16 protein-coding genes and 1 pseudogene are annotated in these 14250 nt (G+C 42.1%); 3 read left to right on the plus strand and 14 right to left on the minus strand.

Annotated elements, in window-relative coordinates; all coding sequences use genetic code 11:
* Positions 1-198: 198 nt before the first annotated feature.
* On the plus strand, positions 199-1029 hold the full coding sequence (pyrF, locus tag BLP33_RS08535) for an orotidine-5'-phosphate decarboxylase (protein ID WP_090526552.1): 831 nt from the start codon (positions 199-201) through the stop codon (positions 1027-1029).
* Between the two features lie 119 nt (positions 1030-1148).
* Here the strand turns inward: pyrF and dnaJ are convergent, their stop codons facing one another.
* The 5 genes from dnaJ to BLP33_RS08560 form a co-directional block, all read right to left on the minus strand.
* The gene (dnaJ, locus tag BLP33_RS08540) at positions 1149-2312 is read right to left on the minus strand and encodes a molecular chaperone DnaJ (RefSeq protein WP_090526554.1); all 1164 of its coding nucleotides are present in this window, start codon (positions 2310-2312) and stop codon (positions 1149-1151) included.
* 126 nt (positions 2313-2438) lie between these two features.
* Positions 2439-3053, minus strand: coding sequence for a nucleotide exchange factor GrpE (locus BLP33_RS08545; RefSeq protein ID WP_229701572.1), 615 nt, complete (start codon positions 3051-3053; stop codon positions 2439-2441).
* Positions 3054-3318: 265 nt separating this feature from the next.
* Positions 3319-3999: a cell division ATP-binding protein FtsE gene (locus BLP33_RS08550; RefSeq protein ID WP_090526556.1), complete on the minus strand. Its 681-nt coding sequence runs from the start codon at positions 3997-3999 to the stop codon at positions 3319-3321.
* A 5-nt stretch (positions 4000-4004) separates the two neighbouring features.
* Positions 4005-4208 (minus strand): fructose-6-phosphate aldolase, encoded by a 204-nt coding sequence (locus BLP33_RS08555; protein ID WP_090526558.1) that lies wholly within the window; start codon positions 4206-4208, stop codon positions 4005-4007.
* 121 nt (positions 4209-4329) lie between these two features.
* A complete protein-coding gene (locus BLP33_RS08560; protein WP_090526560.1) occupies positions 4330-5355 on the minus strand; it encodes an aldehyde dehydrogenase family protein in 1026 nt (341 codons plus the stop codon).
* A 101-nt stretch (positions 5356-5456) separates the two neighbouring features.
* Here BLP33_RS08560 and BLP33_RS08565 point away from each other — a divergent pair, with 101 nt between their 5' ends.
* Together BLP33_RS08565 and BLP33_RS08570 are read left to right on the plus strand one after the other, a co-directional pair.
* Positions 5457-5810 (plus strand): 4Fe-4S dicluster domain-containing protein, encoded by a 354-nt coding sequence (locus BLP33_RS08565; protein ID WP_090526563.1) that lies wholly within the window; start codon positions 5457-5459, stop codon positions 5808-5810.
* A 265-nt stretch (positions 5811-6075) separates the two neighbouring features.
* A complete protein-coding gene (locus tag BLP33_RS08570) occupies positions 6076-6840 on the plus strand; it encodes a C40 family peptidase (protein WP_090526565.1) in 765 nt (254 codons plus the stop codon).
* Positions 6841-6932: 92 nt separating this feature from the next.
* Here the strand turns inward: BLP33_RS08570 and BLP33_RS08575 are convergent, their stop codons facing one another.
* From BLP33_RS08575 to BLP33_RS08610, 9 genes and pseudogenes are all read right to left on the minus strand, one after another.
* The gene (locus BLP33_RS08575; protein ID WP_090526567.1) at positions 6933-7844 is read right to left on the minus strand and encodes a WD40 repeat domain-containing protein; all 912 of its coding nucleotides are present in this window, start codon (positions 7842-7844) and stop codon (positions 6933-6935) included.
* A 100-nt stretch (positions 7845-7944) separates the two neighbouring features.
* A complete protein-coding gene (gene hisIE / locus BLP33_RS08580) occupies positions 7945-8532 on the minus strand; it encodes a bifunctional phosphoribosyl-AMP cyclohydrolase/phosphoribosyl-ATP diphosphatase HisIE (RefSeq protein ID WP_090526569.1) in 588 nt (195 codons plus the stop codon).
* Positions 8533-8683: 151 nt separating this feature from the next.
* Positions 8684-9469, minus strand: a complete 786-nt coding sequence (gene hisF, locus BLP33_RS08585; RefSeq protein ID WP_254780103.1) for an imidazole glycerol phosphate synthase subunit HisF — start codon at positions 9467-9469, stop codon at positions 8684-8686.
* Positions 9470-9478: 9 nt separating this feature from the next.
* Positions 9479-9823 (minus strand): annotated as a pseudogene (locus BLP33_RS27720) (endonuclease domain-containing protein); the annotation flags it as partial.
* Between the two features lie 40 nt (positions 9824-9863).
* Entirely contained in the window at positions 9864-10613 is a 750-nt protein-coding gene (locus tag BLP33_RS08590) for a 1-(5-phosphoribosyl)-5-[(5-phosphoribosylamino)methylideneamino]imidazole-4-carboxamide isomerase (RefSeq protein WP_090526572.1), read from the minus strand.
* Between the two features lie 5 nt (positions 10614-10618).
* The gene (gene hisH / locus BLP33_RS08595) at positions 10619-11287 is read right to left on the minus strand and encodes an imidazole glycerol phosphate synthase subunit HisH (protein WP_090526574.1); all 669 of its coding nucleotides are present in this window, start codon (positions 11285-11287) and stop codon (positions 10619-10621) included.
* A 36-nt stretch (positions 11288-11323) separates the two neighbouring features.
* Positions 11324-12463, minus strand: a complete 1140-nt coding sequence (gene hisB / locus BLP33_RS08600; protein ID WP_090526576.1) for a bifunctional histidinol-phosphatase/imidazoleglycerol-phosphate dehydratase HisB — start codon at positions 12461-12463, stop codon at positions 11324-11326.
* Positions 12464-12508: 45 nt separating this feature from the next.
* Positions 12509-13555: a histidinol-phosphate transaminase gene (hisC, locus tag BLP33_RS08605; RefSeq protein WP_090526578.1), complete on the minus strand. Its 1047-nt coding sequence runs from the start codon at positions 13553-13555 to the stop codon at positions 12509-12511.
* A 1-nt stretch (position 13556) separates the two neighbouring features.
* Positions 13557-14249, minus strand: coding sequence for a hypothetical protein (locus tag BLP33_RS08610; protein WP_090526580.1), 693 nt, complete (start codon positions 14247-14249; stop codon positions 13557-13559).
* Between the last annotated feature and the right edge of the window lies 1 nt (position 14250).

Raw genomic sequence — 14250 nt, forward strand, 5'->3', positions numbered from 1 at the left:
GTATTATTTAAAGTGATAATAAAAAGCGTGGTGATTTAAATTGTTTCTTTAGTGCAAGAAAAATTCAATGGAAAACGATGCAAGTGTAAACAATTATTCTTTAATTTCAAACTAATTAAATAAATATCACTTATATCAGAACACATAAGCCAAATTTTTAGTTTTTTTGACAATTAAAATATTATTCAGTCGCTGATGATGTCCCGCCAGGAATTAATTGAACAAATCAAAAAAAAGAAATCGTTTTTATGTGTTGGGCTTGATCCCGATCTCAACAAGATCCCGGAATTTTTAAGATCGTATCCCGATCCTGTACTTGAATTTAACAAACGCATCGTTGATGCTACGCAGGATCTCTGTATAGCTTATAAGCCTAATGCCGCTTTTTACGAAGCCTATGGTATAAAAGGATTACAAAGCTTAATTGATACCTATAAATACCTGCCCAAAGATTGTTTAAGCATCATTGACGCTAAACGGGGCGATATCGGCAATACATCCGATAAATATGCCAAAGCATTTTTTGATGAGCAATCGGGCGGGATGAGCTTTGATGCTATAACCATTACACCTTATATGGGTAATGACAGTGTTACGCCATATCTTGCTTACGAGGGTAAATGGGTTATTATTTTGGCCCTAACATCATCTGTAGGTAGTAAGGATTTTCAATACCTGCAAACCGGGGATGGCTATTTATATGAAAATGTGATAAAAAAGGCCAACACCTGGGCCGGAGCCGACAGGATCATGTATGTAGTAGGCGCAACCAAAAGCACCGAGTTTACTAACATCCGCGCATATGCGCCTGATAATTTTTTATTAGTACCCGGAGTAGGGGCACAGGGAGGAAGCCTTGAAGAAGTTTGCAAATACGGCATCACTAAAGATTGCGGCCTTATCGTAAACTCGTCGCGTTCTATATTATATGCAAGCAATGGCGAAGATTTTGCCGATGCCGCCCGTGCGGAAGCACTAAGTTTGCAGCAACAGATGCAGGCGGAGTTAGAAAAGGCAGGCATTATATAAAGCAAGTCAGGCGTGTACGCTTCAACTTTCTTTAAGCTAAAAAGCCCGAAGTCATAGTAACTCCGGGCTTTGCATATACCTTTCAGCTTTCGCCTTTATCCTTTTACCTGAAAAAAATATTATTCAAAATATTCCTTCATCCGTTCAAAGAAACTTTTTTCGTTTTTGCCCGGATTGGGTTTAAAGTTAGGAGAGCCCTGCAGTTTTTCCAGGATCTCGCGTTCCTCGCGGCTTAATGCTTTTGGTGTCCATATGTTAATGTGCACCAGTTGATCACCGCGGTGATATGAATTTACTTCCGGTAAACCCTTGCCTTTCAGACGCAGGATTTTGCCCCCTTGTGTTCCGGGGTCAATTTTTATTTTGGCTTTACCGTCAATGGTTGGCACTTCAATAGATGTGCCTAAAGTTGCATCAACAAAGTTTACATGCAGATCATAGATCACATTGTTGCCATCACGTTTTAATGTTTCGTGAGGTACCTCTTCAATCAGGATGATCAGGTCGCCGGGAACACCGCCGCGTGGGGCTGCATTACCTTTACCGCTCATGCTCAACTGCATACCTTCGCTAACACCTGCAGGCACCTGGATGGTGATCAATTCTTCACCGCGAACCACGCCGTCACCATGACAAACGTTACATTTTGACAGTATGGTTGATCCTTCGCCGTTACAGGTAGGGCAGGTGCTGGTAGTTTGCATCTGACCCAAAATGGTATTGGTTACTCTACGTACCGCTCCTGAACCACCGCAGGTTTTGCAGGTTTGGAACGATGATTTGTCTTTAGCCCCGCTGCCATCGCAGGTTTTACAGATGATCTGTTTATTTACTTTGATCTTCTTTTCGGCGCCGTTGGCAATTTCCTCGAGGGTTAAGCGTACTTTGATACGCAGGTTGCTGCCGCGGGCTACACGCCTGCCGCCGCCACCGCTTTGACGGCCGCCGCCAAAGAAACCTTCAAACGGACTACCACCACCAAAAATATCGCCAAACTGGCTAAATATGTCGTCCATATTCATACCACCGCCACCATAACCACCACCATTTGGCGATGAAGCGTTGGCTGCGTGACCAAACTGATCATAACGCTGACGTTTTTCGGGAGTGCTTAATACTTCGTAAGCTTCGGCAGCTTCCTTAAACTTTTCTTCCGCTTCCTTATCACCCTGATTTTTATCAGGGTGATATTTAATAGCCATTTTACGATATGCTTTTTTTATGTCATCAGCACTTGCGCCTTTCGCAACCCCAAGCACATCGTAATAATCTCTTTTAGCCATAATTTTAAAAATTTCGGATTCCGAAATTCAGATTTCGGATTTATTATTATTTAATATTGTGTAAGATCAGGATAGACTATCACATCCGGATAAATCCGAAATTGAAAGTCTCAAATCCGAAATCAGTTACGCTCCTACAACCACTTTAGCAAAGCGGATCACTTTGTCGTTAAGGGTGTAGCCTTTTTCCATTTCGTCCATTACCTTGCCTTTAAGGTCATCAGTAGGTGCCGGAATATTGGTAATAGCTTCATGCAGGTCGGCATCAAAGGCATTGCCTATTGATGTCATTTCTTTCAGGCCTTTTTGGCCAAGTATATTTTTTAGCTTGTGTTGGATCAAAGTAACGCCCTCTTTAATCGGGGCAACTTCGGTAGCCTTATCCATGGCACGCTGCGCGCGTTCAAAGTCGTCAAGTACAGGTAGTAAAGCCACAATTACATCTTTGCCTTCAGTTTTGCGGGCTTCCTCGCGTTCTTTAATGGTACGCCTTCTAAAGTTATCAAATTCGGCATATAAACGCAAGTACTTGTCATTAGCCTGTGCCAGCTCGTCTTTCAACTTTTCTTCGGCAGTTGGGGCAGCGGCAGTTCCCTGTTGGGTTTCCGTGGCTGTAGCTTCTGCTACCGGGGCTTGTTCCTGCCCTTCATCATGTAATTGCTCGTTGTTCACTTCGTTTATATTTTCAGTATTATCCGTATTTTCTTTCTTCTTTTTCTTCAACATATCGTTAAATTTCATAGCGAGTAGTGCCAATCAAGTATCTTGCCACAACTGTAAAGCAGTCAAGCTGTCAGTAGCATGAAATGATTTTAAGAAAGGGTGACAGGCGAACCGTTGATTTGTCACCGTTGGTTTTTGGTGGCGCTGATTTCGTTTATTGTACTTGAAGAGTGTTTATGACTATTAGCCGGCATGATTTTGACTTGCCGGCGAATTTAAAACATCAGTTCAATCATTAAATTAAAAGATCAACGAAATCAACGTAATCATCAATGATCAGCGGTCATATTTCCACATCTTCCAAAACCTTACCGTTCTCGCATTTGATAATACGCGATGGAAAAGCGCGGATAATGTGATAATCGTGCGTGGCTACCAGTACAGCAGTGCCCGATTGACTGATTTGTTTGAGCAGGAGTACAATTTCTTCAGATGTTTCAGGGTCGAGGTTGCCTGTAGGTTCATCGGCCAGGATTATTTCCGGGTCATTAAGCAAGGCGCGTGCTATAACTACACGCTGCTGCTCGCCGCCTGAAAGTTCGTGAGGCATTTTCTTTAATTTTGACCGCAGGCCAACCTTTTCAAGTACATCAAGAGCTTTATCTGCAATCAGTTTTTTATCGTTCCAACCGGTGGCGCGCATTACAAAGTTGAGATTTTGCTCAATGGTACGATCGGTAAGCAACTGAAAATCCTGGAAAACTATACCCAGTTTACGGCGCAGGTAGGGAATGTCGCGGCTGGGCAGCTTGCTTAATTCATAGCCACAGGCATGACCGGTACCCGCTTTAATCCCCAAGTCGCCATAAATTACTTTCAGCAAGCTGCTTTTCCCTGATCCGGTCTGACCTATCAGCCACACAAAGTCACCTTTATCAACATGTAAATTCACGTTTGAAAGTACCAGGTGAGCCTGTTGAAAAATATCAACGTTGTTTAGTTTTATTATAGAATTTCCAATCATCGTTTTTATAGCTCTAATTTTAAGATCTGCCCAAACGGCAGGTCTTTGATAATATTCATGATTTCGTCGGCCTTGTCGCCCAACCCAACTTTGTCCAGCGATTTATCCGGCCTGTCAACCCTGAAATAAGCCAGCAGCGTAAATTTATCATCACGCAACTGCACATAATCGGGTATTTTAGCGACACCTTTAACTTTTATGATATACATTTTTTTAAGGTTAAAGCTGAAAGGTAAAAGGCAAAAGGTGCCTTTTAAAGTGAAAAAGGTAGTAACCTTTCGCCTTTTACCTTTATCCTTTCACCTTACTTCCCAAAGGTATTTATTTTATTTAAAGACTTGACAAAAATTCCATCGTATCCACGCCATCGGCATAGTCCCAAAGTTTTGGTTGCTGGCTTTGGCCAAAACCAACTACCTGGTTATTTACCTGCAAAGGCAGGGGGCTTACAATACATTGAATGTTTTCCGCATTCTGGTTGATCATGTTTTCTGCCTCCGTGATGTCATGGTAGTAATTGAAAAACAATACTGACAGCGGAGATGTCAGCCTGTCATCTTCTTTCACCATCAAAAATCCATTGTCAAAATGTTTATCACCATTAACCAGGTAAATGGATTTGTTATAATCATAATTATTGTTGTATTTATGATGATTAATAATGGCTTTATGATCTTCTATCGATTCAAAAAAGAAAGTAAAGTCATACCCCTCCGGTACCAGTATTTTGGATACATTACGGCAGCCAAGACCATAATAATCTAAAATGTCATGACCGAGATTAAACAACTCTTCGGCGGTTTCCTTGCCACTTAGTACGGCAATGCTGTTGCGGTTTTTACGGATGATGTTAGGCACTTTGCCAAAGTAATAATCAAAATAACGCGAGCTGTTGTTGCTGCCTGTGGCTATGATGGCGTCAAAACCTTCCAGCCTGTCAACAAAGTTAAAGCTGCCGGCAAAAGCAGGATCAATAGCTACCAGTTTTTCCAAAACAGCTTTGATGAGTCGTGCATCCTGTGATGAGGCTTTGATAAGCGCCTTGTTGCCGGAAGCAATAACACAAAGCACGTCGTGAAACCCTACCAGCGGGATGTTGCCTGCCAGTATAAGCCCTACGTTTTTTGCAGGTTTGCCTGTTTCAAGCACATATTTCGAAAGCCACGTAGTTAGATCTTCCACATTAAGCATGGCGCCTATGGCGGTAACCGCTTCTGAAACACTTGCCGGCGTAAACCAGGCATTATGATATTGTTCGTTTTCAATGAGTGCGCTTAATGCCGCATCGGGAGCCAGAAGTTGCCTGCCTAATTCCGAAAATGAATTTATTGAGTTTTTTGGATTAATTTTTGACATATATATGTTAAGGGATTAAACCCTTAAAGCCTTTTTTTGTTATATTTGTACGCTTGTAATTTGCAGGCAAAGTTAATTGAGATTATTAGATATTTAGAAATATGGCGATTAAAATCACCGACGAATGCATAAACTGCGGGGCCTGCGAACCGGAATGCCCTAATAATGCTATTTATGATGCAGGAGCGGCCTGGCGTTTCAGCGATGGGACTGGCCTTAGAGGGATAATTGATTTTGGCGATGGTAATACCCTGAATGCCGAAGAAACACAAGCTGCATTATCTGACGATATTTATTATATAGTACCCGATAAGTGTACCGAATGTGTAGGTTTCCATGATGAACCCCAGTGTGCTGCGGTTTGCCCTGTAGATTGTTGTGTTGATGACGAAGATATCCGCGAAAGCGAAGAAGAGCTGCTTGCCAAAAAAGAGTGGCTGCATATGAACGAATAGGACATTATTTTAGGGATATAAAAAGGGATATGCAATGCATGTCCCTTTTTAGTTAGCGATGATTCGGCGAGTGATAAATTAAGTATTAAGGATTGCCGGAAGATTTCTGTTGGGTTAAATATTTCAAAAATATTTTGTATTATCGTATAGCTTTTACCCCAAAAGTTACTGATACCAATTATTAAATAATATCATATTAAAATGTTAACCGCGTATAGATTAAAAAATACGTGCCAGATTGTTGTTTATTTGACATTACAGAACTATGGAGTACGGGATATGTAATCTTGCTGTAATCCCGCTAAGGGCCGAGCCCAGTGAGCGGAGTGAGCAGGTATCGCAATTGCTATTTGGCGAAGTGTTTGAAATTACTGAGTGGCAAAACAACTGGGTTAAGATCATTGCCGAGGCGGATGGGTATATCGGGTGGATAGGCCGCTTGCAATTTGCTATGCTTGGTCATGTAGCGTATAAAAATATCAGGAACGATCCCTCAAAGCTCACTTACCAGCCGGTTACGCAGGCATGGAAAATGAGCGACAATAGTGTTGTTTATTTGCCGGCGGGCAGCTCGCTTGCTTTTTTAGAAGGGACCTCATGCCGCATTGGTCATGAACGTTTTGAAATAATTGGTAAAATTGGTGAGCCTGAAGATATTGCTGCCACCGCTAAAGCATTTCTGAACTCTCCTTACTTGTGGGGCGGGCGAACGCATTTTGGTATTGATTGCTCGGGCTTTACACAAATGGTTTACAAACTTAAAGGCCTCAGAATTAAGAGGGATGCAAGCATGCAGGTGAAAGAAGGTATCAAGGTTGATTCGATAAAGGAAGCACGGTTAGGCGATCTGGCTTTTTTTGATAATTCCGAAGGCAGGGTAACTCACGTGGGTATTATACTTAATAATGAGCACATCATTCATGCATCGGGCAAGGTTAAAATTGATACTATTAACGAAGATGGTATATACTCACGGGAGCAAAAAAAATATACCCATAACCTGTGCGGCATAAGGCGTTTTTTTAATTAGCTCCATGCCTTATTTACCCCAATAATGTAAAGGCATACGGAAGGAAGATAGTTTAATTTGGTAAGATAAGTTTCCTGAAAAAAAGAAGGATGTCAACTAAATTTAATCTCCCATGAAATGATCTTTTTATCGTCACTTACCGAAAGGAGTTGGTCGGGAGTTCCCCATGCTAATTTATTGACAGATAACACATGGCCTGGATAGCCTTTTTCCCTGCTGATATTTTTGTAGAGTTTAAAATCGTCCGATCCCCAAATCTTGATACTTTTATCCATGCTGGCGGTAGCAAAATAGGGTAGGGTGGGATGGAATGCAATATGGTTCACCGCAAATAAATGGGCAGGAACATTTTTTATTTCATGATAACTGCTGCTATCCCAAATCTTTACCTGTGCATCTCTTGAGCCGGAAGCGATGTAACTCCCATCGGGACTGTAGACAAGCGCAAAAACAGCCATAGTATGGCCGTGAAGAGCTTTAATAATAGTATAATCTTCCAGGTCGTAAATGGCGATGTGATTATCCCGGCAACCGAATGCCACCTGTTTTTGATCCGGCGAAACGGCAATACAACGAACGGTGTCCCTGGATACTGTTATGCTGTGCACCATTTCAAGCGTTTTAAGGTTCCATACAGATACGGTGCCATCTTCCGATGCTATTAATAACTCATCTTTTTTAACTGATGATTTGATATCGAAGATAGCCTTGCGGTGGTGCCTTAAAGGTTTGAGCAATTTTTGCTGAATAAAATCAAACACCAGAACTTCGCCGCTGCGTAAACCTGCAAACATTAGCGGATATCCCTCGGGACAATGAATAGCATAAATAGATGCATTAACCGGGAACATCACTTTAATAAAAGTGAAATCATTCAGGCCCCACTCAACCAGTCCTTTATCATTTCCGCCTGTAAACAATATACCCGGCTTTTGCGATAACTCAAGCGTGAATATCGGGTTGGCATGGCCTGTGAGCTCGGCTGTTTTTTGGACGGTAATCATTTCAGTTTGCAGTTTCCGGTTGGCAGTTTATAGTTTTGTATTTTGCAATATTAGTTAAAACTCTCCAACTGCCTGCTGCAAACTCAAAACTGCCAACTATTTACTTATGTCTTGATTCTAAATTTTTAGCGATAGTTTCCAGTGTTAAACCTTTTTCACGAAGCAGAACCAATAGATGGAAAACCAGGTCTGATGATTCATTGATCAGGTCGGTTTCTGTTTCGGCAAGGGCGGCGATAACAGTTTCAACTCCTTCTTCACCAACTTTCTGGGCTATTTTGTTAATGCCTTTGTTGCGAAGTTTATTTACATATGATCCTTCAACCGGGTTAGTATATCTGTCGGCAATGATATTTTCCAGCTCCAGGATAAAATTTTGATTAAATTCGGTATTGAAGCAGCTGCGTGAGCCTGTATGACAGGTTGGGCCGTCGGCTTTCACTTTGATCAGCAGCGTATCATTATCGCAATCAATGCTGATGCTTTTTACATGCAGGAAGTTGCTGCTGGTTTCCCCCTTAGTCCATAAACGGTTTTTTGTACGGGAATAAAAAGTAACGATATTTTCCTGAACGGTTTTATCGTAAGCTTCCTGGTTCATGTAACCCAGCATCAGTACCTCTAAAGTTTGCTCGTCCTGTATAATTACGGGGACAAGTCCACCGGTTTTTTCAAAATCTATGTTCATTCTTTTCTTTTTATTCCCTCCCTGGGGAGGGGTGTATGGGGAATGTGTAGTGGCAGGGAGGGGTTTATGCGCTTTGTATAATACACCTGTTGCTAAAACCCCTCCCTACACCCTCCCAAGGGAGGGAATCGCGCAAGGCCGCCGCTTTATCTCAAATCCTAACTTCTATTTTATTACCCTGTAACGTCCGCTTTAAATCGGGTATCAATATCTCACCATAATGAAACACTGAAGCCGCCAGTGCTGCATCCACATTGGTTTTCTCAAATACATCAACAAAGTGTTCAACCTTGCCTGCACCGCCCGAAGCTATCACCGGGATATGCACGGCATCATTAACGGTTTTCAGTAAACCATTATCAAAGCCGCCTTTGGTGCCGTCATGATCCATAGAAGTGAGCAGGATTTCGCCTGCGCCACGGCTTTCAGCCTCCAGGATCCACTCCAGTGTTTGGCGCTCGGTTGGCAGCCTGCCGCCATTCAGGTGTACTATATTTTTATCACCAATGCTACGGGTATCAACCGCTATTACTACAAACTGAACACCGAAGGCATTAGCAAGTTCATCTATCAGCTTCGGATTACGCACCGCGGCCGAATTGATGGAGATTTTATCGGCTCCGGCATTGAGTAGTGCATCGGCATCCGCAATTTCATTAATACCTCCTCCGATAGTGAAAGGGATATTGATCTGCCTGGCAACAGCTTTTACCAGCTCCACCATAGTTTTACGGCGCTCAACGGTAGCTGTGATATCCAGAAAAACGAGTTCGTCGGCCCCTTGGTTGGAATAGTTCCATGCCAGTTCAACGGGATCGCCGGCGTCTCTCAAATCTACGAAGTTCACACCTTTAACGGTGCGCCCGTCTTTAACGTCTAAACAAGGAATAATTCGCTTGGCAAGCCCCCCCCGCCCCCTAAAGGGGGAGCTTTTGATTTGCGTATTTATATTTTCCAATACTTTTTCTAAATTATTAAGCACCTGGTCATTGGTAAAGCGCAATACTTTAAGTCCATCGGAAACCAAGTTGTTTTGTCTAACAATATCATTTTGAATTACATCAGGAAGATTATGAATACTTCCATCCAATTCAATGATTAATTTATGTTGGTGACAATAGAAATCAGCGATGTAAATTCCTAAAGGATGCTGCCTTCGAAATTTTACACCCAACCGTTTACCCTTTAATTGTTCCCAAAGTAACTCTTCGGCAACTGTCATTCTATAACGAAGTGCTTCTGCGTTTTGAAAGACTAATCGATCTGCTCCCAAAAACATTTTTCTTTTCATTATAAAACTATTGTTCCCCCTTTAGGGGGTTAGGGGGCGATTATATCGATATCAATGCGTCCAAATTCCAGTGTTTCACGTTTTCAATGGTGATATGGCCCTCATATATGGCTTTGCCAACTACTACCGACTCAACTTTTAAGCGGTTAAGTTTTTCGATATCGCTCATGGAGCTAACGCCGCCTGAGGCGATCAACTTAATGAACGGAGAATGATCAAGCAGTTTTTCGTACAGTTCAATGCCGGCACCGCCCAATTTACCGTCTTTATTAATGTCAGTACAAAGGAAACGGAAGAAACCTAAAGCCAGGCATTTATCAACGTAATCCATCAGTTTGATGGGGGAGCTTTCCATCCAGCCTGAGTATTTGATTACCTCGTCAAGTACGTCGATGGCTACTACCACCTGGTCGGAGCATTTGTCTTTGCCGCAGATCTCTTTGCTCAGATCTGGTAAAAAATCAGGGTTGGTAAGTGCCTGCGTGCCAACGATAACGCGGTGAACGCCTGCATCTATCAGCTCTTTTACTTTTTCGATGCTGCGTATACCACCGCCATACTGTACCTTCATATCAGTTTTACGGATCACGTCAAACAGGTACTGCTGATTGCTGAAATCATTTTTTGCGCCGTTAAGGTCGATAATGTGGATGAAGTTGGTGCCGTTGCTCTGGTAGCGTTCAATCATTTCTTCAAGGGTAACATCGTATTCGGTTACCTGTTTGTAGTCGCCTTCACGAAGACGGACAACCTTCTTGTTCAAAATGTCAATGGCAGGAATAATGTACATATCCTTTATATTTTTGAGAAATTAGTTAACAATGTTTCGCCAAACACGCCCGACTTTTCGGGGTGAAATTGTACGCCGTAAAAATTATCAAGCCAAATTGATGCCGAAAATTGATTTCCGTAATCGGAGGCTAATAAAGTGTATGCTTTATCATACTCAATAAAGTATGAATGTACAAAGTAAAAATGTGAACCTGACGGTATATTTTCAAATAGCGGGTTGTCCTTTTCAGGGTAAACCCTGTTCCAGCCCGTGTGCGGCACTTTATGATCGGCGCTATCTTTAAACCTTAAAGTTTTAACCGGTATGATATCCAACAGGTTAGAGTCGCCCTCTTCAGAGTAAGAGGTAAGCAATTGCATACCTACACAAATACCGAGGGTGGGCTTTTTTAACGCTTTGATGGAAGGTACAAGCCCGGTAGCTTTAAGCTTATTCATGGCTGCGCCCGCATGTCCGACACCGGGGATGATATAGCGGTCGTACTTGTCAAAATCCTCCTCGCTGTTTATAAAGCCATAGGGGATACCTAAGCGCTCTAAAGCGGCAGTTAGGGAAAATATGTTTCCGGCTCCGTATAGGATGATGCCGATACCCCCCCCGCCCCCTGAAGGGGGGGCCTCTGCGAGGCTTTTATCGGTTCCCGATGTATTGTTTTGATCTGGTGTTTCCATTTTGATTAGTTACTCCCCCTTTAGAAGGCTGGGGAGTTACAAAAGCCCTTTAGTGCTTGGTAAAACCATCTTATCTACATCACGTTTTACAGCCACTTTTATTGCCTTGGCAAAGGCTTTAAATATAGCTTCAATTTTGTGATGTTCGTTTTGTCCTTCTGCTTTTATATTCAGGTTGCTTTTTGAGGCATCGCTGAATGATTTGAAGAAGTGGTAGAACATTTCGGTAGGCACATCGCCTACTTTTTCGCGTTTAAAATCGGCTTCCCAAACAAGCCAGTTACGGCCGCCGAAATCAATAGCAGCTTGTGCAAGGCAATCGTCCATTGGCAAACAGAAACCGTAACGTTCAATTCCCATTTTGTTGCCCAAAGCAGCGGCAAATACTTCGCCTAAAGCAATGCCGGTATCTTCAATGGTATGATGCTCGTCGATATGCAGATCTCCTTTGGCTGTAATTTCCAGGTCAATACTACCATGACGGGCAATCTGATCCAGCATGTGGTCAAAAAAATGCAAACCGGTTGATATTTTGGCATCGCCCTTACCATCAAGGTTTATTTTGATATAGATATCGGTTTCCTTAGTGGCACGGCGATGTTCAAATACCCGCTGACCAAGTTTCAGAAACTCATAGATCTTTTGCCAGTCGGTAGTTTCAAGGGCGATAACGTCATCAATATGATCTGCTTCGCTAAACTCGTTGCCGCCAAGGTTGCTGTTGTTGTTAAGCCAGATAGCTTTTGCACCCAGGTTTTTTGCCAGCAGCACATCGTTTTTACGATCGCCGATGGTAAACGAATTTTTCAGGTCGTATTTATCCGCATCTAAGTATTGCGTTAACAGTGCAGTGCCCGGCTTACGGGTGGGGGCATTATCACGCGCAAAAGTACGGTCAATGATCTGGTTAGCAAATTTTACGCCTTCACCTTCAAAGGTTTGCAGGATGAAATTGTGGACAGGCCAAAATGTATCTTCAGGATAAACAGAAGTTCCTAAACCGTCCTGGTTGGTAACCATTACCAGTTCAAAATCAAGTTCTTTGGCTATTTTGGGCAGATAGGTTAACGCGCCCGGATAAAACTCCAACTTGGAAAATGAATCAATTTGCTCATCAGCAGGCTCTTTGATCAGGGTGCCGTCGCGGTCGACAAATAATATTTTCTGTAAACTCATTATTTATAATTAGTGAATTAGCAAATTATTGAGTTAGTGATTTTTTTATTTAAAGTTTTGAAGCGCTTCGAGTAAAATAGTGTTCTCATCTGGTGTGCCTACAGTGATGCGCAGACAGCCCTCGCAAAGCTCAACTTTTGAACGGTTGCGCACTATAATGCCCTGTTTTACCAGGTAGTCGTAAATACCGTTAGCATTGGTGGTTTTTACAAGGATAAAGTTGGCATCTGAAGGGTAAATATCTACCACAAACTCAAAATCTTTCAGTTGTAAAACCAACCTGTCGCGTTGTGTAAGGGTTTCTTTAATCCATTCATTAACCTGACCAACGTTTGCCAGGGCAGCCAATGCCAGCTGTTGTGAGGACTCGTTAACGTTATAAGGCGGCTTTACTTTGTTCATCACCTCAATGATTTCCTCGCTGGCGAAAGCCATACCAACACGTAAACCGGCCAGGCCCCAGGCTTTGGAAAGGGTTTGCATTACCACAAGGTTGGCACATTCGGTCAATTCCTGTATAAATGACTTTTGACGGCTGAAGTTGATGTAAGCCTCATCAACCACTACAATTCCGCTGAAGTTGGCCAGCAGGGTTTGAATATCATCGCGGTTGATAGAATTGCCAGTCGGGTTGTTGGGTGAGCAGATAAAGATGAGCTTGGTGTTTTTGTCGATAGCTTCGGCAATTCCCTCTAAATTTAGCTGATAATCTTCCGTAAGGTTTACTTTGCGGGCCTGGATATCGTTGATATTGGCCGATACCTCGTACATGCCATAAGTAGGCGGCACCAATATCACATTGTCAACACCCGGGTTACAAAAGCTGCGGAACAGGATATCGATAGCTTCATCACTGCCGTTGCCTACAAAAATATTGCGCGGCGGTACGCCTTTAATTTCGGTAATGCGTTTTTTTAAATCGTACTGTAAAGGATCAGGGTAGCGGTTAAACTGCTGATCTAAAGGAGAGCCAAAAGCATTTTCGTTGGCATCCAGGAAAACGCTTGCTTCACCCTGGTATTCATCGCGTGCCGATGAATAGGGTACAAGACGTTTTATATTTTCTCTGAGTATATTATTTATGTCGAACATTTTAATTGTAAGGCTTAAAATCCTTTGTGAATTTTCTTAATTTTTTATTCTCTCCGTCAAAATAGATGGTGTCATTTTTTAAATATGGCGCTGAAAAATAGTTGGCATCATCTGTTTCGATATAATCATCAACCAAATAATAATTCGTGGTTTTCTTGGTAACCGGATCATATTTAGCAGCCGATATACTGTTATTACCTGTTGTATCTATTTTTTTTATTTGCCAGAAATAAATGTTGCCGTTTATTACAGATGGTGAAGAAAAATAGTCATTAAAGTCAGTTATAAACGCTGACAGATTTTGTTTTTTACCATTTACGACCATTATATAACTGCCCAAAGACCCACTGATTGATTTTTGAGATTTCTGTGTTTTCGAAGTATAATCTTCTCCCGGCCCTGTACCTGTTATTGTTAGATATAAATAGTTATCGTTGCCAATTTTCTCAATTCCGTAATATTTGTCAATAGTATCGGCAAGCTTTCCGTTTCTTGTTACAACGGCATAGCTGCCTCCCATAACAGTTGCATCAAAAATACCTGTGTCAATTACAATGTAGTCTTTATTAAGCTGATAAGGCTTAAACGAGGTAGTGGTATCTCGTTTAACTGTATCAGATATTAATTGTTTATGATTACCGTTGTGACAAGCAGTGAGTGCAAACAAACTCAAAAGGTATGCAAGCTTTTTCATG

This window comes from Mucilaginibacter sp. NFR10 (assembly GCF_900100445.1).
Taxonomy (GTDB): Bacteria; Bacteroidota; Bacteroidia; order Sphingobacteriales; family Sphingobacteriaceae; genus Mucilaginibacter; species Mucilaginibacter rubeus.

Excerpts from the sequence above, each read along its gene's own strand:
- BLP33_RS08610 (WP_090526580.1), bottom strand. The coding sequence starts at position 14,249 with ATGAAAAAGCTTGCATACCTTTTGAGTTTGTTTGCACTCACTGCTTGT.
- BLP33_RS08590 (WP_090526572.1), bottom strand. The coding sequence starts at position 10,613 with ATGTACATTATTCCTGCCATTGACATTTTGAACAAGAAGGTTGTCCGT.
- BLP33_RS08550 (WP_090526556.1), bottom strand. The coding sequence starts at position 3,999 with ATGATTGGAAATTCTATAATAAAACTAAACAACGTTGATATTTTTCAA.
- hisC (WP_090526578.1), bottom strand. The coding sequence starts at position 13,555 with ATGTTCGACATAAATAATATACTCAGAGAAAATATAAAACGTCTTGTA.
- BLP33_RS08555 (WP_090526558.1), bottom strand. The coding sequence starts at position 4,208 with ATGTATATCATAAAAGTTAAAGGTGTCGCTAAAATACCCGATTATGTG.
- hisB (WP_090526576.1), bottom strand. The coding sequence starts at position 12,463 with ATGAGTTTACAGAAAATATTATTTGTCGACCGCGACGGCACCCTGATC.
- hisH (WP_090526574.1), bottom strand. The coding sequence starts at position 11,287 with ATGGAAACACCAGATCAAAACAATACATCGGGAACCGATAAAAGCCTC.
- dnaJ (WP_090526554.1), bottom strand. The coding sequence starts at position 2,312 with ATGGCTAAAAGAGATTATTACGATGTGCTTGGGGTTGCGAAAGGCGCA.
- BLP33_RS08570 (WP_090526565.1), top strand. The coding sequence starts at position 6,076 with ATGGAGTACGGGATATGTAATCTTGCTGTAATCCCGCTAAGGGCCGAG.
- BLP33_RS08560 (WP_090526560.1), bottom strand. The coding sequence starts at position 5,355 with ATGTCAAAAATTAATCCAAAAAACTCAATAAATTCATTTTCGGAATTA.
- BLP33_RS08545 (WP_229701572.1), bottom strand. The coding sequence starts at position 3,053 with ATGAAATTTAACGATATGTTGAAGAAAAAGAAGAAAGAAAATACGGAT.
- pyrF (WP_090526552.1), top strand. The coding sequence starts at position 199 with ATGTCCCGCCAGGAATTAATTGAACAAATCAAAAAAAAGAAATCGTTT.
- BLP33_RS08575 (WP_090526567.1), bottom strand. The coding sequence starts at position 7,844 with ATGATTACCGTCCAAAAAACAGCCGAGCTCACAGGCCATGCCAACCCG.
- hisIE (WP_090526569.1), bottom strand. The coding sequence starts at position 8,532 with ATGAACATAGATTTTGAAAAAACCGGTGGACTTGTCCCCGTAATTATA.
- BLP33_RS08565 (WP_090526563.1), top strand. The coding sequence starts at position 5,457 with ATGGCGATTAAAATCACCGACGAATGCATAAACTGCGGGGCCTGCGAA.